The following is a 25,231-nucleotide window of genomic DNA, read 5'->3' as shown; positions in this document are numbered from 1 at the left end:
CGAGAAGACCGGCTATCATGGCCGGTTTTTTTGTCATAAGCCTATCGATAATCCTGCGGAGAGAGCGCAATGAACCAGTATCTGATTTTCTGGCCTATGATTTTGCAGATGGCGCTCACCTTCTGCATCTACAGCCTGCTCCTCAAGCGACGCGTTGCCGCCATACGTGCTGGTCAGGCCAGGGCTGGCGACTTCCGCGGTCGTGAGGCCGGGGAGCCGGAGCTCAGTCGCACAGTAGCCAATAATCTGTCCAACCAGTTCGAACTGCCGGTGCTGTTTTACGTCCTGTGCCTGGCGCTCTTTGCCACTGGCGGTGTTTCGCTGTTTGCATTGATCGCCGCGTGGATGTTCGCGCTGTCACGCGTGGCGCATGCCATTGTCCACCTGGGCGCCAATCGCCTGAGCCGCCGCCAGCCGATCTTCATGATCGGCTTGTTCGCCACCCTCCTGCTCTGGCTGGCACTGGTCTTCCAGCTTCTGGCCCGCTGACTGTTCAGCTGCGGCGAGTATTTCGCGATGGCGGAAGCGGGCCGTCGCCGGATCAAAGTCGTACTTCGAGGCCAACTCAGTAGCCCGTAGGCTCAGATCGTTGACTGCCGCGATGATGAAATCCGCTTTCTCGTCGCAAGCAAGATAGCTGAAATTCAGCCGCACCCAACCCGGTTTTTCCATTTCCAGTCCTGAGCGTATGGCCGCCAGAATGGTGCTCGATGCATCTTCATCAATGTTCAGCAAGCGGTGTGCGTACGGGCCGGCACAGGCGCAACCGCCACGCGCCTGCACGCCGTAATAGTCGCTGAGCATACGTGTGAAAAGCTGGTGATGCACGTAATTGCCTTGCTCATCGCGCACCCGGAACGAAAAGATCGGCAGACGTTCTGCCTCCAGATTACCGAGCAGTTCCAGCCGCGGATTATCCGCCCAGCCGTTCAGAGCCTTTACTCGAAGCTCGGCATGGCGTGAATCGATAAAATCCTGGCCAATCGCGTGCTTGATCATCAGTGCCAGCCCTGCCCGGATGTCGCCGATAACATTGGGTGTACCCGCTTCCTCGCGCGCGGTGATCCGGCTTGAATAATCATGGTCCCAAGGGGAAACGAAGGTGACCGATCCTCCGCCCGGCATTGTGGGACGGTGAATGCGGACAATCTCGTTACGCAGCATCAGGACGCCGCTCGCGCCAGGTCCACCCGGAAATTTATGCGGCGAAAAGACGATCGCATCCCTTGCGCAATCCGTGCCGCTCCGCATCTGCATTGGCATATACGGTCCGCCCCCCGCGTAATCCCAGATTGCAACCGCACCATACCGTTTGAGGATACGCGACACGGCATCGGTGTCCGTGACAATGCCAGTCACATTGGAGGCCGCAGAAAATGTACCGATGACAAGATCGTGGCCTTCCAACGACTTCAGCTTGCGCTCGAGGTGGTCCAGGCAAGGTCCGCCTCCCGCACATTCGGGGATCTCAAACAATGGCGCACCGCATTCGCGCCAAGGCAGAATATTGGAATGATGCTCATAAGGACCGGAAAGCACCGCAACTTTTTCCCCGCGCGCAATGCGACCGGGAATGTCGAGCAGCAAAACGAGCTTGTTCATGCCGGCAGTCGCGCCCGATCCCGCGAAAATAACGCTGCAATCATCGCCAGCTCCCAGGTCGTCTGCGATCGCCTGGCGTGAGGCTGCGCGCATGCGCGTCATCTGCGCACCGCAAAAAGAGGCCTCGGTGTGACTGTTTGCGTAATAGGGCAAAACATGTTCCATCACGAACTGCTCTATTTGCTGGAGGGCGCGGCCTGATGCCACATAATCGGCATAGACCAGCTTCCGCGGTCCCGCCGGCCCGTCGATGGAAACGCCCTCGCCGATTACGCCGGCGCGCAGGCGCTCGATCAAATCCTCGCATTGCAGCGTGTTTTTGAAGCCATCGAACATCGTGATTCCCCGCGTTAGGTGCCGGGATGATCTTGACACTTCAATCCGATGATTTTTGTGATATATTCTGCCTTACAAGCATCAATTTTCTATCATATGATCGAATAATGAGCAAAAATATCGATCAGTTTGACGCGCGGATTTTGCGCGCTCTTCAGGTGGACGGGTCGCTGTCACAACGTGATCTGGCAGAACAGGTCGGGTTGTCGCAGAACGCATGCTGGCGGCGTCTGCGCATCCTGGAAGAAAAGGGTTTCGTAAAGGGGCGCACGGTACGGCTCGACCGCGAAAGGTTGGGGCTTGGCCTGGTCGTTTTCATGATGATCAAGACGCGCCATCATTCGAAGAGCTGGCTCGAACAATTCCGCAACCTCGTTTCCAGTCTGCCACAGGTGGTGGATTTCTATCGGATTGGCGGCGAGTATGATTATATGCTGAAGGTCGTGGCGCGCGACATGGCCAATTATGACACGGTTTATCAGCGGCTGATCGAGAAGGTTGATCTCGAATCCGTCACGTCCTATTTCGCGATGGAAGCCATTGAAGAACAGCGACCTATCCCGATCTGATCAGCTGTCGCCATAATCGGGTATTTTCAGGAGTTCACCGCAAGCTTTGCAATGTACGGCGTCCGGGTCATGACGTTGCAGGGCGCATCTCGGACAAGGAAAGAAGACCTTTGTCGGACGAAACAACGCCTGCGCCAATCGAACGAAGAGCGAGATGCCGACCAACATGGTAATGATGGCAATTGTCTTGCCCCATATGCCGGGCAGAACGATGTCGCCGAAACCGGTCGTAGTTACGGTAGCTACTGTAACGTAAAGCGCGTCGATATAGCCTTCAAAGCCCGGATTGCTACGAAAGAAGCTCGTATAGACGAAACCGGAGACGACGAGCAGGAAGGTAACAAGGTTCGTCACTGCGCGGGCCGTGTCCCTCCACTCGGCCAAGCCGTTACGTTCGAGCGGTCGCCATAACATGCCAGTGTAGGAAAGCGTCCAGAGGCGCAGAATACGCAAGAATCCCCAGTTCGCGAAGGATTCTGGGAAAAGCAGAGTCACCAGAATGAAGATATCTACCAGGAAAGGTAATTGCCGCAGGCGCTTCATCGGGTCGGAAGCTACATAGATGCGCGCGACGATGTCGAGCGTGAGGAGCGCCGCCACCGAATAATCGATCCAGAGGAAACTCTTCATGTCGCGCAACACGGGCGACACGACAAAGAATGCGATAATCGCTATATCGACGATGAGAATGGCGAGCTGGAACCGCTGCGCGGCAGGCGTCGTGCCATGATAGAGTTGGCGCAATTTCAGGCGAAGCGCACTTTCTTCTCTTCCGTCGTCGGGTCTAACCATACATACAACCTGCTTCTCGTAGTGATACAGGCGTATTCCCTAACACAGAAAAAGCAACGGGATGACCGCGACATCCCGTCCATTTGTTATCTTCCCCTGCGGAAATCGATGGGAACGTTGAAGCTGCGGCTAACACCTTCAGGTGGCGCTGGTACCGGCGAGGCATTGCGGACCGTTGCCAGCGCCGCCTGATCAAGTGTTGGGGATCCGGATGAGCGTCCGACGGATGCTGAAAGCACCCGACCATTTGCGTCGATACTGAAACGAACCATCGTCTCACCCCGCGCATTACCGGCACTTTTCTTGAATTTCCTGAGATGAGACACAAGCCGGCCATAGTAGCGGCGCGGCGAAACTTGGTTTGCGCGTGAGGCGCGCTGCTGACGCGCATTCTGGTTCTGCCCCTGCTCCGCCTGGCGAACGGTGCGCGGGCGTTCGTCAACCTGGCGGGGACGCTCTTGCTTATGCTCAACCGGCTTGCGTGTTTCCTGACGCTTTACCTCCTCGCGCACAGCCTGCCTGCGTTCCACCGGACGTGGGCGCTCACGCGGCGGCTCGGGGCGCGCCACCGGTAACGGGACCTCGGCATCCCGCAACATGGCAAGATCCTGATTTACTTCCTCCACCGGCTCCGGCTCAGGTTCTGGCTCCTGCACCTCTTCGGGCTCGGGTTGTGGCTGCGGTTCCGGCTCGACCTGTTCAGGTTCCGGTTCGGACTCCGGTTCGACAACTTCTTCAGGCGGTGCAGGCGTCGGTTCCTCGACGGGCTGCGGTTCTTCCGGCGCACTCATGGCTTCGTCAGCCGTATCCTGCTGGGCGATATCGATTTCGCTGGCATCCACTGGTTCCAGATCGATAATGACCGCCTGGGGTGCGTCGAGCGGTTCCTGCGATCGGTTCAGCAGACCATAATAAGCAGCGCCCGCATGGGCGACGACGACCAGGACGGCAGCAACTGTCCAAAGGATAGTGTTTCTTACGCGATGGCTTCGCCGCAATTGCGCATGGCTGCTATCCGTATTGCCACTCATCCCTGCCCTCAATTCTGCGTCGGCTGTGGGGTCGGACCTTGCGCCGGCTCAGGCGTGCCTCCACCTTCGAGACCGACCAGCGCGATCTTGAGATAACCAGCAGTCCGAAGAAGATTCATAACTTCCATGAGATCGCCATAGGCCACCGTCTTGTCGGCGCGCAGGAAGATGCGCGCTTCGCGGTCACCACCGGTTGCGGCGTCGAGCTGTGCCTGAATGGTTTCGCGGGCAACGGCGTCATTGCCGACCGAAAGCGTCAGATCCGGCTTCACCGTGAGATACAGGGGTTCAGGCGGACGCTGCGCCGGCGTTGCGGTCGAGGCAGGCAGATCGACATTGATATCGACAGTAGCCAGCGGTGCGGCCACCATGAAGATAATAAGGAGAACGAGCATGACGTCGATGAACGGCGTCACGTTGATCTCGTGGCTTTCCACCATGTCGTCATTGTCGCTGCTATGTTTCAGGCTTCCCGCCATGACGCTTACTCCGCAGCTACCGAAACGCGCTGACTATGCGTGTAGGCGCCATAGTCCAGGTCGCGACTGACCAGGCGCTCAATTGCAGCCGATACATCACCCATCGTGTGACGATAGCCGGCAATCGAGCGGGCGAAAACATTATAGAACACGACGGCGGGGATGGCCGCGACAAGTCCGATGGCGGTTGCAAGAAGGGCTTCGGCGATACCTGGCGCAACAACAGCGAGATTGGTCGTCTGCGCTTCAGAGATGCTGATGAAGGAATTCATGATGCCCCAGACGGTACCAAAAAGCCCCACGAACGGTGCAACGGAGCCTATGGTGGCCAGAATACCGGTGCCTTTCGTCATCTTGCGACCGGAAAAGGCTTCGATGCGCGAAAGGCGCGAGGTTACGCGCTCCTTCAAGCCCTCGGCGCCAGCTTTCGATAAAGCGCCGCGTGACAGATCCACTTCCTCGTTGGTCGCCTTTATCATGATTGCGCCCGTACCACGCGATCCGGCCAGCGTTTCCGTGGCATCCTGGAGGCTGCGCGCATCTTCGACGACGCGGAGTACCTTGCCGATGCGGATCTTCGCGGCGGCAATCTCAAGGCTCTTGGCAAGCCAGATAGTCCAGGTAAGCAACGAAGCAATGATCAGACCGATCATGACCCCCTTGACCACCCAATCGGCAGCCATGAACATGCCCCAGGGCGAAAGATCATGCGGCAGCGTTTCCGCAGGAACTTCGCCCGGTTGCGCGACATCGACAGGGCCTTGCGCGGATTCATTTTGAACAGGGGCCGCCTCGGAAACAGCTGGCGCGGGCGTCTGCTGCGGCGCTGCAGGCTGAGTTTCAGGTTCAACTGGTTGGGCTGCTGGCGGAGTGGCCGATTGCGTTTGTGTAGGCTCGGCGAGCGCAGGCGCCTGGTTCTGCGTCTGCGACTGTGCATCTTGTGCAAAAGCCGCAGTACTCACGAAACCTGCCAGAACCAGTGCAGGAATGGAATGGAGAAGCGCCCTCTGCAGCCTCAGACGTATATCTGCCTTGTTGCCGGACATATCCAATCCTTCCAAGTCAAGTTTTCGCTGAGGAGGTCTTAAGCGCTTTTTGAACTTGATTTCAACCGTCAAGTTAAAATTTCAGCTACTTATCATCGAGACTCCTGCCGGTCCGGACCCGGGTAGACGGGATAGCGTCTTTCTCGGAGCTAGCGGCTCGACCCTTGAGGAACGACTGGCTGATGAGTGAAATCTTCACGTCCCGCCATTTCCTGCGCGTCGCGTTTGATCTCGATCGGACTGGTGGCATAGGCGATAATGAGTTGCGCCACCGAAACCAGCGCATCACGATGAATACGCTCATAGCCATGCGAGGCATCGACGCCGAAGGTAATCAGCGCGGTTCTTATGTCATGTCCCGCAACGATGGCAGCGGCACTGTCGGACCGGTAATACCGGAACACATCCTTCTGATAAGCAATGCCATGATCGCGACAGAGCGAAGTGAGCTTCTTCGTCAGATGATAATCGAAAGGACCTGTCTGATCGGCCATTGCGACGGTAACACCGAACTCCGACGAGTTCTGCCCAGGTGCCGTCGTGCCATTATCCACCGAAATCAACGCGGCAACTTCCGGCGCTACGATGGAGGACGCGCCTACGCCCACTTCCTCCGCAACAGTGAAGAGCCAGTGTAGGTCGACTTCGGTGCCGCAACCATGGCGCTCCATCGCCTCTATTGCGGCCAGCATGGCGGCGACACCTGCCTTGTCGTCCAGATGTCGCGAGACGATAAAACCGCTGTCGAGGAATTCCGGCTGCGGATCAATGGCAACGATATCGCCAATCTCTATTCCAAGCGCCTGCGTTTCAAGTTTCGAACTGGTGATCTGGTCAATGCGCAGTTCCACAGTGCGCCACGAAACAGGGAGCGTGTCCACCTCGTCATTGAAAGTGTGCCCAGAGGCCTTCAGCGGCAGGATCGTTCCGCGAAAATTGCCGATCTCTGCATAGATCGTGGCTCGCGCGCCTTCGGCGAAGCGTGAAGACCAGTTGCCAATCGGCACCAGTTCCAGCCGCCCGTTCTCCTTGATGGACTTGACTTGCGCGCCCAGCGTATCAACGTGAGCGACAACGGCACGTGCGCCTTCGCTGACGCCACCCTTGTGAATCGCTCTGATCGCCCCGCGGCGCGTCAGCTCGACAGTCAGGCCGAGCCGCTCCAGTTCTCGGCTGACATGACGCACGACGCTATCGGTATAGCCTGTCGGGCTGTCGATGGACAAAAGCATACGCAATTGTCCAAGCAGATAGGCCTCGTCAATATCAGGCAATGTCATGCGCTCTGGCTCTCACTTTCCGTTTTCATATCCGGAACACGAGATTGCGGGAAAAGCAAATCCACGAAACGCTCGGCTGTTGGTTGCGGCTCGTGATTGGCGAGACCGGGGCGTTCATTGGCTTCGATAAATACATAATTCGAGCCGGTCGGTTTCTCGATCATCAAGTCGATACCGACCACCGGAATACCAATGGCGCGGGCAGCCTTGCGCGCGGCATCCACCAAAGCAGGATGCACGCGATCTGTGACGTCGTGGATAGAACCACCTGTATGGAGATTAGCCGTCTTGCGCACGACAAGCTCACAACCTTCGTCAAGAACGCTATCCATCGAGAAGCCTGCCTGGTCGACGCAGCGCACAGTTTCCGAATCCATTGGAATTCGGCTTTCGCCGTCGGTCGCCGCCTGTCTGCGACGCGACAATTGCTCAATCAACTGACGCACTGTCATCTGTCCGTCGCCGATGACATGGGGTGGTTTCCGCAACGCTGCGGCCACCAGTTTGTAGTCGATGACGACTAGGCGCAAATCCTCACCTTCAAAGCAGGACTCGATGATGACGCGGTCGCAGACTTCGCGGGCAATGACGATCGCCTCGTCCAGTGCATCCATTGTCGTGATGCCCACGGCAATGCCCCTGCCCTGCTCGCCACGCGCTGGCTTGACGACAACAGAACCGTGCTCCTTGAGGAAAGCCGCGAGCGCTTCGCGGTCCTTCGTCGCCTCGATTTGCTCCGGCACGCGCAAGCCTGCCTTTTCAACCACGCGGCGTGTCACGGCCTTGTCATCGCAGATCGACATGGCGACGGCAGAAGTCAACTCCGACAGGCTTTCGCGGCAGCGGATTTCGCGCCCACCGTAGGAGAGCTTGAAGAATCCGCCCGCAGCGTCCGTTATTTCAGTATGGATGCCGCGGCGCCTCGCTTCATCTACGATAAGACGCGCATAGGGATTAAGCGCACTGTAGTCGTCGATCGGGGCGGCGAACAATTTCTCGTTGATCGGGTTCTTGCGCTTGACGGCAAATACCGGAACCCGGTGAAAACCCAGCTTTTCATAAAGTTTCACCGCCATTTCATTGTCATGCAGCACCGAAAGATCGAGATAGGCCGCACCGCGTGCGGAAAAATGCTCCGCCAGCCTGCGCACCAGCATTTCACCAATACCCGGATGGCGCGCTCGCGGATCGACAGCCAGGCACCAGAGCGAGGAACCTTTCTCCGGATCGTTGAACAGGCGCGCATGGTCGATACCCGTAACCGTGCCGATAATATCGCCCGTCCCTTCTTCTTCCGCGACGAAGTAGGTCATGGAGCGGTTGTTGCGATTGTCATGGAAAAAATTCGGGTCGAGCGTAACCATGCCCCGCGCGGCATAGATGTTGTTGACGGCGCGTGCATCCTCTTCCGAGGTCAGGCGACGGATGAAAAAACCGCGGGGCCGCTTACGGCGGCTGGCGCGATAGGTCGGGAAGTCGAGCCGAAAAGTATGCGAGGGATCGAGAAACACCTCCTGCGGGGCAACTGCCAGAATGACGTGCGGATCGCGTACATAGAAGATGATATCGCGCTGGCCGCGCTGCTCCTCGCGCAGCGCATTGATCAATTCCGTCTTGTCTTCAAAAGTCTGGTCGAAGAGCAACCTGCCCCAACCGCAATCGAGCACGACGTTCTTCTTCATCGCCTCCTCGCCATCGCGGCTTTGGGCGATTACAGGCTTCATCGACTGGGTGCGCATACGCTGCAAACGGTGGCCCAGCGCCTTGTCGCGCTGGGAGGCATGTCGTGCTTCGGTGGTGCGAGGCTTTTTCACGGCATCAGATTCCATGTGTCTGCATCCAGAGTTCCAAAAGTCCGACCTGCCAAAGTTCCGAGCCCTGAAGCGGCGTAATGTGTTCCGAAGGCTTCGCAAACAATCGGTCGAGATAATCCTGCCGGAACAGATTTCGCTCGCGCGCCGCCTTCGAAGTCAGGGCATCGCGCACCATTTCGAGATAGGGGCCATCGACATATTTGAGCTGAGGAACGGGGAAGTAGCCCTTCTTGCGGTCGATCACTTCCGAAGGAATGATTTTGCGCGCCACGTCCTTCAGAATGCCCTTGCCATTATCGCGGATCTTTTCTTCATGCGGAATGCGGGCAGCGAGCTCCACCAACTCATGATCCAGGAAGGGAACCCGGGCTTCCAGCCCCCAGGCCATCGTCATATTATCAACCCGCTTGACCGGGTCGTCTACCAGCATGACGCGACTGTCGAGGCGTAGAGCGCGATCGATCGGCGTGTCGGCACCAGGCGAAAGCAGATGCTCGCGTACCAGCGCCAGGCTGGGATTATTCTCGTCTACCCACTCAGCATTGAGATGCGTCTTCATCCTAGCATGGTCGCGGTCGAAGAACACCTGTGCGTAGTCGGATACGACGTCGTTGCTGTCGGCCAGCGGCGGGTACCAGTGGTAGCCTGCAAATATCTCGTCAGCGCCCTGCCCCGACTGCACGACTTTGATATGCTTGGATACTTCCTTGCTGAGAAGATAGAAGCCGACATTGTCGTAGGAGACCATCGGTTCCGACATCGCAGCAAAGGTACCTGGAAGGGCGTCCATCAACTCCGCGCCCGGCACAAAAATCTTGTGATGACGCGTGCCGAAACGTTCGGCGATCAGATCGGAATAAACAAACTCGTCGCCCTTCTCGCCATTGGCCTCTTCGAAACCTACCGAAAAGCTCATCAGGCCCTTCTGGCCCTGTTCGGCGAGCAAGCCGACAATGAGACTGGAATCGACGCCACCCGAGAGCAGAACGCCAACCGGCACATCGGCCACCATTCGGCGCTTGACGGCAAGACGCAGCGCATCGAGCACCCGCTCGCCCCACTCCTCGCGCGACAGATTGGCTTCTGACGCATCGCGCTCATGCGGCGGATTCCAGAAGATTTCCTGAGTAAAGCTGCCATCCGGCTGATAGATGCGGATCGTTGCAGGCGGTAATTTCTTCACGCCATTGAGAATCGTGCGCGGGGGCGGCACAACGGCATGAAAACTCATGTAATTATGCAGGGCCGCCTTGTCGATCGACGTGTCGATGCCACCAGCGGCAAGCAGGGCCGGCAGCGCGGAAGCAAACCGAATGCGCCCGTTCTCCTGCGTGTGATAAAGCGGTTTGATGCCAAATCGGTCACGCACCATGATCGTGCGCCCCGTGTCACGCTCGTAGATGACAAAGGCGAACATGCCGTGGAAGCGCTCCGGTGCTTCCTTGCCCCACGCGTGCCAGGCTTTCAGGATTACTTCGGTGTCGCCATGGGAAAAAAAGGTATAGCCTTTTTCTTCCAGTTCGGCACGCAGCTCCGGATAATTATAGATGCAGCCGTTAAAGGCGATGGTCAGTCCCAGCGCTGAATCCACCATGGGCTGTGCCGATTTTACGGAAAGATCGATAATTCTCAGTCGTCGGTGGCCGAAACCGGCCGTGCCTGACATTACCATCCCGGAAGCGTCCGGCCCGCGCCGCTCCATTGCCTCCGTCATCTTCGAGATTGCGTCTACCGACGGCTGACTGCCATCGAACCTGATTTCTCCGCAAATACCGCACATATTCGGGTGCCCGGACCTCCATTGTCATTATAAGAACGTGCACAAATGCGCACAGCAAAACAGCCCCTCAGAGCCACCGTCGCAACTGTTTCAGGCGACGAAGGGTAAGGGGAGACGAATGGATAATGGGTAGGCGCCTGGATTGTTCCGAAAAGAATCGATCAGTTTTTTGCGCAGTCTTCGCACAGGCCATGCATCTCGATGGTCGTCTTCGTCGAGCGGAACCCCTTCTTCGACATCAGGCCGCCAAGCACCGTATCGAGTTCGGCGCCTGAAAATTCGATAACCCGGCTGCAATTGTCGCAAATTGCAAAGGCGGTTGAACAATTAGCGTGATCATGATCGTGGCCCCTGTGATCATGCGTACAGACCACGAAAGCATTGAGGCTCTCGAGCCGGTGGACGAGGCCCGTTTCCTGCAACTTGTCAAGCGCCCGATAGACCTGCAACGGCGCGCGGAACCCATCGTCACGGAGGCGATCGAGGATCGTATACGCGCTCAGCGGCCCATCGGCCTCACTCAGAACGTTCAGGACCAGCGACTGGTTCTTGGTTAACGCGGGATGGCTATGGCTCGTGTTCATGACCTTCTATCCCTGATTTCAGTGGACTTGCCAAGCCTGCTCTGCCGCAACTTGACATCATGCTTGATATGTAATGGTATTACGTTACAGTTCAATGGAGATTTCAATGCAGCAACCGAGAGTGCAGGACGATCGTCTACCGGTCACCGTCCTGTCCGGATTTCTAGGCGCTGGCAAAACAACGCTACTGAACGCCCTTCTGCATAACGTGCAAGGCAGGCGCATCGCCGTCATCGTCAATGATATGGGCGAAGTGAATATTGACGCCGCCATGGTCCGTGAGACTGAAGGCAATGTCGCACGTACGCAGGAAAAGCTGGTTGAAATGACGAATGGCTGCATTTGCTGCACCCTGCGCGACGATCTTCTGGCAGAGGTCAAGCGCCTTGCGGGCGAGAAACGCTTTGATCATCTTGTTATCGAATCCAGCGGAATTTCCGAGCCCCTGCCGGTTGCCGCTACCTTCGCTTTCCGTGATGAGCAAGGCTACAGCCTGTCGGACGATGCGCGCCTGGACGCAATGATTACCGTGGTCGACGCGGCGAATCTGTTGAAGGACTATTCGAGTCAGGAGTTCCTGCGCGATCGCGGCGAGACCAATGGTGACGATGATGAACGCACGCTGATCGATCTTCTTGTTGAACAGATCGAATTCGCCGATATCGTGCTTTTAAACAAGGTGACACTGGCCGGTCCGCAAAAACTGGCGGATGCGCGTCAGATCGTGCGTGGTCTCAATGCGGATGCCAAGATCGTCGAAGCCGATTTTGGCAAGGTAGCGTTTGAGGAGATTCTGGGTACAGGGCTCTTCGATTATGACCGGGCGCAATCGCATCCACTCTGGGCGAAGGAGCTTTATGGCTTTGCAGACCATGTGCCTGAAACGGAGGAATATGGCGTCCGCTCGTTTGTATATCGCGCCCGTGCCCCGTTCGATCCCAGGCTCTTCAAGGCGTTTCTCGATCGGGAATGGCCGGGCGTCTTGCGCGCCAAAGGCTTTTTCTGGCTGGCGACGCGACCGAACCATGTCGGCGAAATCAGCCAGGCCGGCGCCCAGGTGCGCACGCAACGGCGCGGTCTGTGGTGGGGGGCGGTTCCGCGTCATCGCTGGCCTGCCGATCCGGACTGGCAGGCGGCGATGCTTCCCTATCTCGATCCTGAGTGGTCGGACCGCCGCCAGGAGATCGTATTTATCGGCACGTCGCGGATGAACGAAGTGAAGTTGCGCGCTGAGTTGGATTTCTGTCTGGTCAATGCTGATTGTTTCCAGCCTGAGGCCTGGCAGACAATGCGCGATCCGTTTCCGCACTGGGAGCTTCGCACCGTATTGACCTGAAGCCGCAACGGTCGGGAGTTCGGTGCGATAATCTTCGGCCTCAGCGCGTCTTTGGGTCCTCCCATACACATGGCCCGCTGAGGCACTTGCAGCGATGCGAAGGCAGGTTTTGCGGCAAAGGGCTTTCTTCAACGCGCTGCTCTGCCTATCTTGGCACAGAAACACCCGCATTCAAGCGGGGATCAAGAAAGGGCACTGCCATGGAAATTCGCGATATCAACGACAATTACTCCGCCACCGGTCAGATACAGCCGGAGCATGTCGCGGATTTGAAGGAAATGGGCTTCAAGTCCATCATCTGCAATCGTCCGGACGATGAAGAGATTGGGCAGCCGAGCGCCTCGACGATCGAGAAAGCGGCCCGGGAAGCTGGCCTCGCCTTCCGTCACATTCCTTTTACGGGCGCGCAGATGGACCAGGGCCACGTCGAGGCAATGGCAAAGGCACTCGACGAGATGGAAGGTCCGGTTCTGGCTTATTGTCGCTCCGGAGCGCGCTCGACCAATATTCATGCAGCCGTTTGCGAGAAGAACGGCGGATAATGAAAAGCCCTGCCTTGGAATTCCAAGGCAGGGCGCTTTAAAATTTTTACAATAATTTTTACAAAATCACTTCGAATATATCTCCTGAAAGAACTGCCTTTCAGGACGACGATGTCATCACAACCCAACCTCTTGGGGGGGGGGGGGTGGGATCGGCGGGGCCGCAATGACATCGTCTCTCGGACCGGGTGCAAATTTCCCGGAATTCCTCATGCCGCGAAATCGCTGCATCTCGGCAAGGCATCAACTGGCCTGGCCCGGCGATCTTGTCCCGACCGCTTCGATGACCGGAGTAATGCCTGAGGACTGATCGCCAGTCACGCCGAACTGCTCCCAGTTTGAATGGCCGAACCTGCTGCCAGCCAGCGCACCAGAATAATACGCTGTTTCGATTGCGGATTTTTCCTTTCAAATTGGCATCAGCCCGTCATGATCATGACCAATCCAATGAGCGCGGATTGCATGAAGCGGCAAGTCGCCATAGATGATAAGGACTTCTCCTGCTCATATCTGCAGGCCCATACAGGAAACTCGATGCCTCAACCACGCGATCTCACACCGTTCATCCACCAGGTCAGCGCGCTGGTCGACGCTGCAATGAAAGCCGGCGCGGACGATGCCGACGCCGTTACCGTGCATGGTCAGGCACGCTCTGTCTCCGTGCGACTGGGAGAAGTCGAAGGTATAGAAGCCTCGGAAAGCGAGGACATGTCGCTGCGCGTCTTTGTGGATGGTCGCGTGGCCAGCGTCTCTGCAAACATTGCTGCCGACCCTGACATTCTTGCGAGGCGCGCCGTTGCCATGGCCCGAGTCTCGCCACGCGATCCGCACCAGGCGCTGGTAGAGCCGGAACTTCTCGTTTCAGCACCGCAGGATCTTGATCTTTTCGATCCAACGGATGTTTCTTCCGAAGAACTGCGCGAAACCGCGCTTGCAATGGAAGACACGGCGCGCGCGATGAACGGCATCACCAATTCAGGCGGTGCCAGCGCCTCCGCCGGTTCGGGCGGCCTCATCCTCGCCACCTCTCGCGGCTTCCTTGGACATTATACGCGCAGCGGCTTTGGACGCTCCGTCAGCGTCATCGCCGGTGAAGGCACGGCTATGGAGCGCGACTACGATTTCTCGCACCGTCTCCATTTTTCTGATCTGGATGATGCCGAGACGATCGGCAAGCGTGCTGCAGAGCGCGCCATCAAACGTCTCGGCGCACGACAGATCCCGACAGGCCGCTTCCCCGTCATCTTCGATCCCCGCGTGGCACGAGGCTTCGCGGGAACGCTCGCCGGTGCAATCAACGGCGCGTCTGTGGCCCGCAAAACAAGCTTTCTTCGCGACAAGATGGGTGAGATCGTCGCCAACGCCTCGATAACGTTGACCGACGACCCGCTTCGCTTGCGCAGCCCAGGATCGCGGCCTTTCGATGGCGAAGGGGTCGCTGGCGAAAGGCTCGTCATGATCGACAAGGGAGCGCTGAGGCACTGGTTTTTGTCACACTCGGTTGCGGGCGAACTTGGCCTGAAGACGAACGGACGCGGTGTTCGTTCTGGCTCCTCCGTCATGCCTTCTTCAACCAATCTGGCGATCGAACCTGGCGAACGCAGCCCAGCCGACCTGATTTCCGCTGTCAGCACCGGATTTTACGTAACCGATGTTTTTGGACCAGGCGTCGATCTCGTCACCGGCGATTATAGTCGCGGCGCGGCTGGTTTCTGGATCGAAAACGGCGCATTGGCTTATCCGGTCGCAGAAGTCACGATTGCGTCGAATATGAAGGATATGTTCCTATCCATGGAACCGGCGAACGATATAGAGCGTCATTTCCCGACCGCATCCCCAACCCTCTTGATCGGAGACATGACGATTGCCGGAAAGTGACATTTCCGATCTGGCGCTGATCCGCGATGCCGCCGCCGAGGCCGGCCGGATTGCACTCAAATTCTTCGGCATGGAGCCGCAAGTCTGGATGAAGGCCGGGGTCTCGCCGGTGTCTGAGGCCGATTACGCCGCTGATACCTACCTGCGCGAGCGCTTGCTTGCCGCCCGGCCAGGCTATGGATGGCTCTCTGAAGAAACCGCCGATTCACCCGAGCGCCTCAAGGCGCGCCGGACATTCGTCGTTGATCCCATCGACGGGACACGCGGCTTTCTTTCCGGTGGCGACGAATGGTGCGTATCAGTCGCCGTTGTCGAGAATGGCAGGCCTGTTGTGGGCGTGCTCGACTGTCCTGCCAAGAATGAGATCTACTGGGCCGAAGAAGGCAAAGGCGCTTTCCTCAATGGCAAGACAATCTCCGTCCGGCATCCAGCCGAAACGCTTGACATTGCGGGCCTGAAAGCCACCATAAAGACCTTGCCGGTCGATATTCGGGCTCGCGTGCAAGAATTCCGTCACGTCCCTTCGCTAGCCTATCGTCTCGCCATGGTGGCACGGGGCGCGATCGACGCGACCTTCGTCAAGGCAAATTCTCATGACTGGGACCTTGCCGCTGCGGACCTGATCTTGCGGGAGGCAGGCGGCGCGGTCATCGATCCATGGGGGGAACCGCTTGCACTTGCCGGTGCAGACCCGCGCCATGGCGCACTGGCAGCCGGCTCTGGCGAACTGCTTGAAGAAATGCGCAAGGTACTGTCCCACGGAAACGCCTGACGCAAGTTGCGCGGACATCGTGCGGCCGCAAAGCCAGGATCCGTGATCCTTCGCAAACTCCCACAACAGGTAATAGCCCTAGTTCCCGGTTTCCATCCGAGTAAAAATCGGCTACGCGAGTGCCTTGAATCACATCGTCTTACTTCGCAGGAAGGATCGTTTTTCCATGGCCGACGCACAGCAGTCCAAGCAACTTCTCCACCTCGTCTTCGGCGGCGAACTGACGACGCTGACCGGTCTGACGTTCAGCGATCTGAATGCGCTCGATATTGTCGGCATTTTCCCCGATTATAAGTCGGCAGAAACAGCCTGGCGTAAAAAAGCGCAGGAAACGGTCGACAATGCGCATATGCGCTATTTCATCGTACATCTGCACCGTCTGCTCGACCCGGACACGGATGCCACCAAGGCCTGAGAATGAATGCCCCAGATTTGTCGCCTGAAGACAGCGGCAAGAAACGCAAGGATACTATGCTGCGCCGCAGCTGGCGGGCAGTGCGCCGCCCGATCGCGCAATCACGCGTCGTCAAGCGCGCACTGGCATCCATTATCTATGGCTTCATGGAACTGGTGATGCGCACCAACAAGCGTGTAGCCGGATCTTCCGATCTCGAAGCGATTCTGAAACGGGAAGCGCCCGGCATCATCACCTTCTGGCATGGGCAGCATCTTCTGGGTGCCAGTATTTGTCCGAGAGGCTGGCCCGTCACGGCTATGGTTTCACGTAGCGCCGATGCAGAAATGAACGCGCTCGTCATGGAGAAATATGATTTCCAGATTGCGCGTGGCTCGGGCGGACGTGGCAATGCCAACGACCGGGACAAAGGCGGGGCGCGTGCTCTCATCACATTGAATCGCGCCCTCGATGCCGGACGCAATGTGGCCATGATCGCCGATATATCAAAGGGATCAGTTCGCGAAGCCGGGCTTGGTATCGTGACGCTTGCCAAGCTTTCGGGCCGTCCGATATGGCCGGTCGCTATCGCAACAAGCCGCCGCAAGGTGATCGAAAAAACATGGGACAAGACGACCTTGCACCTGCCATTCGGACGGCTTGGGGTTATCGTAGGACCATCGATCCGGGTGGATTCCGATGCCGGCGACGTGGAGTTAGCGAATAAGCAGACTGAACTGACAATAGCGCTGAACAAGGCCACGGAAGAGGCATATTCATTGGTTGACGCAAAACAATGAGCGAACGCTGGGCAAGAATGGCTCTTTCGGCCTATCGCTATGCGGGTGCAGTCGTTTACCCCTTCCTTGGCGGGTATATTTCTTGGCGCGCACGAAAAGGCAAGGAAGAGCATCACCGTCGGCGTGAACGCTATGGCTTTGCCTCCGTCGAACGCCCCGTTGGTCCGCTGGTCTGGGTGCATGCGGCTAGCGTCGGCGAAACCGGCGCTGTTATTCCGCTGACCGAACGCCTGCTCGATCTAGGAATCAATGTCGTGCTGACCACCGGCACCGTGACTTCTGCGCGCCTTGCCGAAGAACGCCTGGGGGATCGCGTCATCCATCAATATGTGCCGCTCGATCTCAAGACGGCGGTGAGCCGCTTCCTTGAGCATTGGCATCCAGACCTTGCCATTTTCGCGGAGTCGGAAATCTGGCCGATGACCGTTCTCGAACTTGGTGAACGGTCCATCCCGCAGGTGCTTGTCAACGCCCGTCTTTCGGACCGCTCCTTCGCGTCCTGGAAAAAGCGCAGTTATGTGGCCGAGGCACTGCTTGAGAAGCTTGCCCACGTGATTGCTCAGTCGGAGGACGATGCGGAGCGCTTCCGTCAGCTTGGCGCCCGCCCGGTCACTGTCTCTGGAAACCTGAAGGTGGATACCAAGGTCCCACCCGTCGATGAGCGGACGCTGCATTTGTTGATGCGCCAGGTCGGTAACCGCCCTGTCTGGGCGGCAATTTCGACCCATGACGGCGAAGAGCAGATGGCAGCCCGGATCCACCGCAATCTGCATGAATATCATTCCCGGCTCCTGACCATCCTCGTGCCGCGCCATCCGGACCGCGCAGATCAGATAACACGGATGCTGACAACTCAGGGATTGACGGTCGCGCGGCGTAGCCTGAACGAACCGATCGAAGCCAATACCGATATCTATCTGGGCGATACAATTGGCGAAATGGGCCTTTACCTGCGCTTGACTGAAGTCGCCTATGTCGGTCGCTCCATGGCGCTTGCGGTGAGCGGCGGCCAAAATCCGCTTGAACCGGCTATTTTGGAAACCGCCATCCTTTCCGGGCCCAATATCGGCAATTTCCGGGACAGCTATCAGCGCCTCGAAGAAGAGGGTGCCGCGCGTATTGTCAACACGCCGGGCGAACTTGAGGAGGCTATCGATCTGCTTCTGACCAATAATAATCAGCGCGAGAAAATGATGCTGGCCGCAGCACGCACTGTCGAGGACATGAAGGGCGCGCTCAATATAACACTATCGACACTGGAACCCTTCGTGCATCCGCTCGTCGTTAAATCACGGCTCGGCACGACGCGCTTCCGGATGCGCTAAGATGGTCGGAAACGCACCGGATTTCTGGTGGGAAGAACGCAGCTGGAAAGCGCTTGCGCTTACGCCTGCCGCCCTTGCCTACGACGCGGTCGCCCGTCGCCGCATGGTGCAGGCGCCACGCCTACCCGTGCCAATCCCGGTAATTTGCGTTGGAAATTTCACCGTCGGCGGTACGGGCAAGACCCCTGTCGCAGTAGAGATAGCCAAAGCCGCTAAAGCACGAGGCCTCAACCCGGGTTTCCTGACGCGCGGCCATGGCGGAACGGTGGGTGCTTTGCCGCATATCGTCAAACCTGGGCGGGATCTCGCGCGCCATGTGGGCGACGAACCGCTTCTGCTCGCCGAACATGGCATCGTTTGCGTTTCCCGCGATCGCCACGCCGGCGCACAACGCCTGCTGGCGCGGGGGTGCGACTTTGCCATCATGGATGATGGCTTCCAAAGCGCACGCATCCATATCGACTATGCGCTGCAGGTCGTCGATGCCGTCCGCGGCATCGGCAATGGCAAGGTTCTTCCCGCCGGTCCCTTGCGCGCTTCGCTATCAACGCAGATGCGCTTCACAGACGCGTTAATGGTGACCGGCAAGGGCGATGGCGCAACGGCCCTCATACGAATGGCGGCGCGGGCGGCAAAACCTGTCTATCACGCCTTTGTCGAGCCGATGAATGCAGAATCTATCGCAGGTAAGCGCGTTCTTGCCTTTGCAGGCATCGGCCATCCGCCAAAATTCTTCGAAACGGTGAAGGAATGCGGCGCCGATCTTGTTCAAGCCGACAGTTTTCCCGATCATCACGGCTTTACGGATACCGAAATCGCCGAGCTCGGCGAAACGCTGGAACGCCGCGGATTGATCGCAGTGACGACCGCGAAAGATGCAGCCCGGATGCGTTCAGGTTCGAAAGCCGCGCAGGCGTTTCTCACGCATTGCGTCGTGCTCGACATCTGCCTTCGGTTCGATCCGGCAGGCATAGCGGAACGAATCGTGGGGGAGACGATCGCGCGGGCGCAAAGGCGGCGTTTTCCCTGACGAAAAAGCCGGTCTCAACAGACCGGCTCCTTCAGTTGGCTTTAAAATATCAGAAGAACGCCTGCAGGCCGGTTTGGGCGCGACCCAGGATCAGCGCGTGCACATCGTGCGTGCCTTCATAAGTGTTGACCGTCTCCAGATTCTGCGCGTGACGCATGACGTGGTATTCGATCTGGATGCCGTTGCCGCCATGCATGTCGCGTGCCTGCCGTGCAATGTCGAGCGCCTTGCCACAATTGTTGCGCTTGACGAGCGAAACCATTTCAGGCGCCATCTTGCCTTCGTCGAAAAGGCGACCGACGCGCAGCGAAGCCTGCAAGCCGAGCGTGATTTCGGTCATCATATCGGCAAGCTTCTTTTGGTAGAGCTGCATCCCTGCAAGCGGCTTGTTGAACTGCTTGCGGTCAAGGCCGTACTGGCGGGCGCGGTGCCAGCAATCTTCCGCCGCGCCGAGCACGCCCCAGGAAATGCCGTAACGTGCGCGGTTGAGGCAGCCGAATGGCCCCTTGAGACCGGACACGTTCGGAAGCAGAGCTTCCTCGCCGACTTCCACGCCGTCCATGACTATTTCGCCAGTAATTGATGCACGTAGCGACAACTTGCCGCCAAGCTTCGGTGCGGATAGGCCCTTCATCCCCTTTTCCAGGATGAAGCCACGGATCTGATTGTCATGCGCGGCAGATTTCGCCCACACGACGAAAACATCCGCGATAGGCGAGTTGGAGATCCAGATCTTCGAACCCGAAATCTTGTAGCCGCCATCAATCTTGACGGCGCGCGTCTTCATCCCGGCAGGATCAGAACCCGCGTCTGGTTCCGTCAGGCCGAAGCAACCGATATATTCACCCGAAGCGAGCTTCGGCAGATATTTGTGCTTCTGCTCTTCCGAGCCATAGGCGTAGATCGGATACATGACGAGCGAGGACTGAACGCTCATCATCGAGCGATAGCCGGAATCGATCCGTTCAATTTCGCGTGCAACGAGGCCATAGGCGACATAGGACGAACCCACACCGCCATATTCTTCCGGAATTGGAACGCCGAGCATCCCGGCAGCGCCCATTTCTCGGAAGATTTCTGGATCGGAATGCTCTTCCATGTAGGCGTGCTCTATACGCGGCGCGAGTTTATCCTGCGCGAAGGCGCGGGCGGCATCGCGCATCATGCGCTCGTCTTCGCCCAGTTGTTCTTCAAGCAGCAGGGGATCGTCCCAAACGAAGCTAGCGGTGGATTTCGGTGCGGCCTTCATATCCATGATCTTCATCCCGTCTTCTCAGGCTCCCTCAAACCTGCCCTTCCGGCAGGCCGTGGATGCTTCATGTGTAAGCATATCGCCATTTCGTGCCCACCATAAAGCGGGAGAGCGAGCTGCGTCTCATTTTAATAAGTGATAACCATAGTGCATATTCGCATGTCACTTATATGCCTCTCCTTATTCCACGGTGAACCTTTATTAAGAACTGCCGAAGGAAAGTGAGGAACATGGAGGCGTCAGCCTTCACACACCTGCAAAGAGTGCGTTTGATGCCGCCTATAAACCAATGGCTCTCGTACAAACGTGCAGCCCCCACAGACACCGCTTTGCCGCAGATAGTGCGCGTAGCGTTCTGGTTGGGCCTCGGCGTCATCGCGGTTGTTGTGACCGCCTCTTATATCCTTCTGCAACAACTGATAGCCGAACAGCATCGCGATCAGTCGCTGCATACTCTGGCCAGTTCGCAGAAGGCCTTGTCACAGCGTATTGTCATCTTGGCCTTCAATGCGCAGCAAGGAAGCGTAGAAACCCTGCCGGCTGCAATCAATGCGCTTCATAGTGCCACTATCGACTTCGAAAAGAACTATGACCAGATCCTCAAGCTCACAGGTGCAGAATCAACAATTCGCCATGGCGAAAACTCCCTGAACACTATTCTTTTTTCCGATCCGATTCATCTCGATCATTTCACGTTGAATCTGGCGGCGAACGCTCATCGCTTCGTGAGCTATACGCAATCGGCGCTCGCTAACGATTCGCGGTATCTCGCCAATTCGGGCCTGGCGGCGCTGGACGATACGATCGCCAGCCAGACGCTTTACGGCTATGCTGCGCTCCAGCAGATGCTGGCGACGGATTTCGAACAACGCATCGAAAACATGCTGACGCTGAACCGGTTTCTTTATGGCGGCACCATCGTCATGCTCATTCTGATCGGCCTGCTCGTCTTCCGCCCCATGATGCGCGTCATGGAGCGACACACGAAGGAACTGCTACAGGCGCGTAGTTCCATGGCCTATCTCGCCAGTCATGACGGACTGACGGGACTGCACAATCGCACGTTCCTCAAGGAGCAGTTCTCCAGCATGCTTGCAAACGTGCAGCGACGCGGAACTCAGCTAGCGCTCGTGCACCTGGATCTCGATCATTTCAAGCAGATCAATGATCAACATGGCCACGCGGCCGGCGATCATGTGCTTTCAGAAGTGGCAAGACGCATCCGCACCACAACAAGAGGCAATGATCTATGCGTCCGGCTTGGCGGGGACGAGTTCGTCCTCATCTTTTCGGAAGCTGAGAAGCTTAGCAATGTCTCCAACATGATCGGCCGCGTGCTGGCGCAGATCAGTAAGCCCATCGTTGATCGCAATCAAACCATCCTTCCCGGAGCAAGCGCTGGCGTGGCGCTTTTCCCGCTCGATGCCAAGGGTCTCGATGATCTGATGGCCAGCGCGGATCTGGCGCTCTACTCGGCAAAGAAATCGTCACGCGGCACGTTCCGCTTCTTCTCGACCGATCTTCGCCAGGCGGTGGATCGCCAGCAACAATTGGAGAAGGAGCTACGGGGGGCCATTCACGAGCGCGCCTTCGCGTCTTACTTCCAGCCGCAGGTCAATCTCAAGAACGGCGAACTCTGCGGTGTGGAAGCGCTCGCACGCTGGCCTGACGAGCAACGCGGACTAATGTCGCCGGGCGACTTTCTGCCCACCGCGGAGAAAGCCGGTCTCATGCCGGCAATCGGCCAAATCCTGACAGAGAAGGCAATCGAGCAGGCGGCATCATGGTACAAGGCAGGCATTCCCTTCGGGCGACTTGCCGTCAACGTCTCTGAATCCGAAATCAACTGCGCCAGCTTTAGCGATTTCATCCTCGACACACTGGCCCGGCACGGCTTGCCACCGCATCTGCTCTCCATCGAGATCGTCGAATCGGTCATTCTGGACGACCTGCAAAACGGCATGATAAACAAGCTGACCGATTTGCGTGCACGCGGCATCCACCTGGAGCTCGATGATTTCGGCACTGGATATGCGTCGCTTACGCATATCGACCCGGAGGGGATAGACCGGATCAAGATCGACCGCCAGTTCATCCGCAACATTCACGAAAGCAAGCGTAATTGCAGCGTCGTCAAGGCGCTTGTCGATCTCTCCTCCGATCTCGGCATAGGTCTCGTTGCGGAAGGCGCAGAAACGCAGGCAGAGATGGACATGCTGATGACCCTCGGCTGCCCCGCGGTTCAGGGCTACGGCATTGCACAACCCATGTCGGCGGACCTGTTCAGCGCATGGCTCGAAGGCCGCAGTTCACGCAGCAAGATGACGCTGACTGTGTGAAAACCGGTTGATGGCCATCGACCGGAGATTTCTCTAAGCTCTCTAATGCGCTAGAAAAAGCCATGGCCATTCGTCAGCTCTCAGAAACCGTCGTCAACCAGATCGCAGCCGGCGAAGTCATCGAACGTCCGGCAAGCGTCGTGAAGGAACTTGTCGAGAACGCGCTTGACGCAGGAGCAACGCGCATCGAAGTCGTCACTGCTGGAGGCGGCCTGTCGCTGTTGCGTGTCACCGATAATGGTCACGGCGTGCCCGAAGACGAATTGGCACTGGCGATTTCTCGCCATTGCACCTCCAAGCTCTCCGATGACATTCATGACATACGTTCTCTCGGCTTCCGCGGCGAAGCGCTTCCCTCGATCGGCTCTGTTTCGCGGCTGACCCTGCGCTCGCGTACGGCAGACGCCGATAACGCCTACGAGATCGGCGTCGATGGCGGCAGGGTGTCGGACACCCGCCCCGCACCGGGTAATCGCGGCACAATGGTCGAGGTGCGCGATCTTTTCTTCGCCACACCTGCCCGGCTGAAATTCATGAAAACGGAACGTGCCGAGACGGCGGCGATCACCGAAGTGGTCCGGCGTATCGCCATCGCCTTTCCGCATGTGCGCTTCCAGGTATCCGGCCCCGATCGCAACATGCTCGATCTGCCAGGTTTCTCGCGCGATGCCGACGGGCAGTTGCAACGGGTTGCGCAGATCATGGGCAAAGATTTTACCGACAATGCCCTTCCGGTCGATGCAGAACGCAACGATGTCCGCCTATTCGGTCATATTTCTCTTCCTTCGCACAGCCGCGCCAATGCGTTGCAGCAATATGTCTATGTCAACGGGCGTCCCGTTCGCGACAAGATGATCGCATCCGCCATCCGCGGCGCCTATATGGACGTACTGCCGCGAGACAGGCACGCAATCGCCGCTCTCTTTATCGAGCTTGACCCGGCTTATGTCGATGTCAACGTGCATCCCGCTAAAGCGGATGTTCGCTTCCGCGATCCAGGAGGCGTGCGCGCATTGATTGTCGGCGGCTTGCGGCAGGTTCTGGCACAGGCGGGTATCCGCCCCGCGACCTCGGCGGCAGACGCGATGGCGGCTGCTTTCCGTCCCGGCGGCGCGACGCCGGAAAGCAGAGGCTACCATCCGTCCTCCTATAGCTACGAGGCACGCCCTTCGCAGGCACAGGCTGGCGCTTTGGAGCTCTACCGCGCCAGCCTTTCACCGGCCGGCGGATTTTCTGCTCCATCCCAGGCACCGTTTGACACGCGCGCACCTCTCCAGGCGGCACTGGAAATCGGTGCTGCGAGCGCCGATGCACGCGCAAATGAAACGCCGGTCTCAAACGATCTCCTGACAAAGCCATTGGGTGCGGCGCGCGCGCAGGTGCATGAAAATTACATCGTTGCGCAAACTGAGGATTCGCTGGTCATCGTCGATCAGCATGCGGCGCACGAACGGCTCGTATATGAAGCATTGAAAAATGCGCTGCATTCTCGACCGCTTGCGTCCCAGATGCTGCTCATACCGGAAATCGTTGATCTGCCGGCGGACGACGCCGAGCGACTGGCAACGCATTCCGAGACTTTGGCCCGCTTTGGTCTTGGCGTTGAGCGATTTGGTCCTGGCGCAATCGCCGTTCGCGAGACGCCCGCCATTCTCGGCGAGACGGATGTCTCACAGCTGGTGCGGGACCTTGCCGACGAGATTGCCGACAACGACACCGCCGATACGCTGAAGGAGCGCATCGATGCGATCGCCGCGACTATGGCATGCCATGGCTCGGTTCGCTCGGGTCGCCGTTTGCGAGCAGAGGAAATGAATGCGCTCCTGCGCCAGATGGAAGCTACGCCGGGGTCCGGCACATGCAACCATGGCCGCCCGACCTATATCGAGCTGAGACTGAGCGATATTGAGCGGCTGTTTGGGCGGCGTTGAATGGCTTGCTATACTTTGGCGCTCATAGCCGTTATCCTGTCCGGCAAAGAGATCAGGATGCGACTTTGCATCGTATGAAGGCATGAAAGATGAATATTTTCGACGGCTCCGGCGGTAAGGAAGCAAAACTGCGCTACATGGACGCGGATTTTCAGGTCATCTCACCGGGCAGCTTTGTACGCTGCGCCATTACTGGCCAGGCCATCCCGATCGACGAACTGAAATATTGGAGCGTCGCGCGTCAGGAGCCTTATGCAGACGTTGAAGTCTCCTTCAAGCGTGAACTTGAGGCGCATCCTGAACTACGGAAGCGATAGAC

The 25,231-nt window shown here is 57.9% G+C and carries 22 protein-coding genes and 1 pseudogene; 13 read left to right on the top strand and 10 right to left on the bottom strand.

The annotated features are described in order from the left end of the window. Nucleotides 1–69: 69 nt before the first annotated feature. Nucleotides 70–408, top strand: a pseudogene (locus IE151_RS06310) (MAPEG family protein); the annotation flags it as partial. Here the strand turns inward: IE151_RS06310 and IE151_RS06305 are convergent. Continuing rightward, on the bottom strand, nucleotides 358–1,938 hold the full coding sequence (locus IE151_RS06305) for an aminotransferase class V-fold PLP-dependent enzyme (RefSeq protein WP_189488977.1): 1,581 nt from the start codon (nucleotides 1,936–1,938) through the stop codon (nucleotides 358–360). The pseudogene IE151_RS06310 and the gene IE151_RS06305 overlap by 51 nt on opposite strands. 107 nt (nucleotides 1,939–2,045) lie before the next feature. Here IE151_RS06305 and IE151_RS06300 point away from each other — a divergent pair, with 107 nt between their 5' ends. Beyond that, entirely contained in the window at nucleotides 2,046–2,507 is a 462-nt protein-coding gene (locus tag IE151_RS06300) for an Lrp/AsnC family transcriptional regulator (RefSeq protein ID WP_189488975.1), read from the top strand. On the opposite strand, the gene IE151_RS06295 is transcribed toward IE151_RS06300, so the two are convergent. The 8 genes from IE151_RS06295 to IE151_RS06260 form a co-directional block, all read right to left on the bottom strand. Next, on the bottom strand, nucleotides 2,508–3,299 hold the full coding sequence (locus tag IE151_RS06295; RefSeq protein ID WP_189488973.1) for an ion channel: 792 nt from the start codon (nucleotides 3,297–3,299) through the stop codon (nucleotides 2,508–2,510). An 86-nt stretch (nucleotides 3,300–3,385) separates the two neighbouring features. Further along, complete coding sequence (gene tolA / locus IE151_RS06290) at nucleotides 3,386–4,330, bottom strand: cell envelope integrity protein TolA (RefSeq protein WP_189488970.1); 945 nt, start codon at nucleotides 4,328–4,330, stop codon at nucleotides 3,386–3,388. Nucleotides 4,331–4,338: 8 nt separating this feature from the next. Then, nucleotides 4,339–4,809 (bottom strand): TonB system transport protein ExbD, encoded by a 471-nt coding sequence (exbD, locus tag IE151_RS06285; RefSeq protein ID WP_189488968.1) that lies wholly within the window; start codon nucleotides 4,807–4,809, stop codon nucleotides 4,339–4,341. A 5-nt stretch (nucleotides 4,810–4,814) separates the two neighbouring features. After that, a complete protein-coding gene (exbB, locus tag IE151_RS06280; RefSeq protein WP_189488966.1) occupies nucleotides 4,815–5,855 on the bottom strand; it encodes a tonB-system energizer ExbB in 1,041 nt (346 codons plus the stop codon). A 149-nt stretch (nucleotides 5,856–6,004) separates the two neighbouring features. Beyond that, nucleotides 6,005–7,135: an osmoprotectant NAGGN system M42 family peptidase gene (locus IE151_RS06275; RefSeq protein ID WP_189488964.1), complete on the bottom strand. Its 1,131-nt coding sequence runs from the start codon at nucleotides 7,133–7,135 to the stop codon at nucleotides 6,005–6,007. Continuing rightward, nucleotides 7,132–8,964, bottom strand: a complete 1,833-nt coding sequence (ngg, locus tag IE151_RS06270) for an N-acetylglutaminylglutamine synthetase (protein WP_189488962.1) — start codon at nucleotides 8,962–8,964, stop codon at nucleotides 7,132–7,134. Before ngg ends, IE151_RS06275 begins: the two co-directional genes overlap by 4 nt. Continuing rightward, complete coding sequence (locus IE151_RS06265; RefSeq protein WP_189488961.1) at nucleotides 8,954–10,729, bottom strand: N-acetylglutaminylglutamine amidotransferase; 1,776 nt, start codon at nucleotides 10,727–10,729, stop codon at nucleotides 8,954–8,956. Before IE151_RS06265 ends, ngg begins: the two co-directional genes overlap by 11 nt. 161 nt (nucleotides 10,730–10,890) lie before the next feature. Then, nucleotides 10,891–11,313: a Fur family transcriptional regulator gene (locus tag IE151_RS06260; protein ID WP_189488959.1), complete on the bottom strand. Its 423-nt coding sequence runs from the start codon at nucleotides 11,311–11,313 to the stop codon at nucleotides 10,891–10,893. 106 nt (nucleotides 11,314–11,419) lie between these two features. On the opposite strand from IE151_RS06260, the gene IE151_RS06255 reads away from it, so the two are divergent. The 8 genes from IE151_RS06255 to lpxK all read left to right on the top strand — a co-directional run bounded on the left by IE151_RS06255 (nucleotide 11,420) and on the right by lpxK (nucleotide 19,390). Further along, complete coding sequence (locus tag IE151_RS06255) at nucleotides 11,420–12,649, top strand: GTP-binding protein (protein ID WP_189488957.1); 1,230 nt, start codon at nucleotides 11,420–11,422, stop codon at nucleotides 12,647–12,649. A gap of 200 nt (nucleotides 12,650–12,849) precedes the next feature. Then, entirely contained in the window at nucleotides 12,850–13,191 is a 342-nt protein-coding gene (locus IE151_RS06250) for a protein tyrosine phosphatase family protein (protein WP_189488955.1), read from the top strand. 534 nt (nucleotides 13,192–13,725) lie between these two features. After that, nucleotides 13,726–15,069: a TldD/PmbA family protein gene (locus tag IE151_RS06245; protein WP_189488953.1), complete on the top strand. Its 1,344-nt coding sequence runs from the start codon at nucleotides 13,726–13,728 to the stop codon at nucleotides 15,067–15,069. Further along, nucleotides 15,056–15,841, top strand: coding sequence for a 3'(2'),5'-bisphosphate nucleotidase CysQ (locus tag IE151_RS06240; RefSeq protein WP_189488952.1), 786 nt, complete (start codon nucleotides 15,056–15,058; stop codon nucleotides 15,839–15,841). The genes IE151_RS06245 and IE151_RS06240 overlap by 14 nt, the downstream gene beginning before the upstream one ends. 166 nt (nucleotides 15,842–16,007) lie before the next feature. Further along, the gene (locus IE151_RS06235; protein WP_189488951.1) at nucleotides 16,008–16,256 is read left to right on the top strand and encodes a DUF4170 domain-containing protein; all 249 of its coding nucleotides are present in this window, start codon (nucleotides 16,008–16,010) and stop codon (nucleotides 16,254–16,256) included. Nucleotides 16,257–16,258: 2 nt separating this feature from the next. Beyond that, complete coding sequence (locus IE151_RS06230) at nucleotides 16,259–17,035, top strand: lysophospholipid acyltransferase family protein (RefSeq protein ID WP_244636629.1); 777 nt, start codon at nucleotides 16,259–16,261, stop codon at nucleotides 17,033–17,035. Beyond that, complete coding sequence (gene waaA / locus IE151_RS06225) at nucleotides 17,032–18,360, top strand: lipid IV(A) 3-deoxy-D-manno-octulosonic acid transferase (RefSeq protein ID WP_189488950.1); 1,329 nt, start codon at nucleotides 17,032–17,034, stop codon at nucleotides 18,358–18,360. The genes IE151_RS06230 and waaA overlap by 4 nt, the downstream gene beginning before the upstream one ends. Before the next feature lies 1 nt (nucleotide 18,361). Next, the gene (gene lpxK, locus IE151_RS06220) at nucleotides 18,362–19,390 is read left to right on the top strand and encodes a tetraacyldisaccharide 4'-kinase (RefSeq protein WP_189488949.1); all 1,029 of its coding nucleotides are present in this window, start codon (nucleotides 18,362–18,364) and stop codon (nucleotides 19,388–19,390) included. Nucleotides 19,391–19,439: 49 nt separating this feature from the next. On the opposite strand, the gene IE151_RS06215 is transcribed toward lpxK, so the two are convergent. Then, nucleotides 19,440–20,639, bottom strand: coding sequence for an acyl-CoA dehydrogenase (locus tag IE151_RS06215; RefSeq protein WP_189489078.1), 1,200 nt, complete (start codon nucleotides 20,637–20,639; stop codon nucleotides 19,440–19,442). A gap of 275 nt (nucleotides 20,640–20,914) precedes the next feature. Between IE151_RS06215 and IE151_RS06210 the strand changes: the two genes are divergently transcribed. From IE151_RS06210 to IE151_RS06200, 3 genes are all read left to right on the top strand, one after another. Continuing rightward, on the top strand, nucleotides 20,915–22,981 hold the full coding sequence (locus IE151_RS06210) for a putative bifunctional diguanylate cyclase/phosphodiesterase (RefSeq protein ID WP_189488948.1): 2,067 nt from the start codon (nucleotides 20,915–20,917) through the stop codon (nucleotides 22,979–22,981). 62 nt (nucleotides 22,982–23,043) lie between these two features. Beyond that, complete coding sequence (gene mutL, locus IE151_RS06205; RefSeq protein WP_189488947.1) at nucleotides 23,044–24,912, top strand: DNA mismatch repair endonuclease MutL; 1,869 nt, start codon at nucleotides 23,044–23,046, stop codon at nucleotides 24,910–24,912. 89 nt (nucleotides 24,913–25,001) lie between these two features. Next, nucleotides 25,002–25,229, top strand: a complete 228-nt coding sequence (locus IE151_RS06200) for a DUF2093 domain-containing protein (RefSeq protein WP_189488945.1) — start codon at nucleotides 25,002–25,004, stop codon at nucleotides 25,227–25,229. Nucleotides 25,230–25,231 lie beyond the last annotated feature (2 nt).

The organism is Limoniibacter endophyticus (assembly GCF_014652835.1).
GTDB classification, from domain to species: Bacteria; Pseudomonadota; Alphaproteobacteria; order Rhizobiales; family Rhizobiaceae; genus Limoniibacter; species Limoniibacter endophyticus.
Note: the sequence above shows the minus strand (reverse complement) of the source record. Positions and strands in the feature narration are given on the sequence as shown.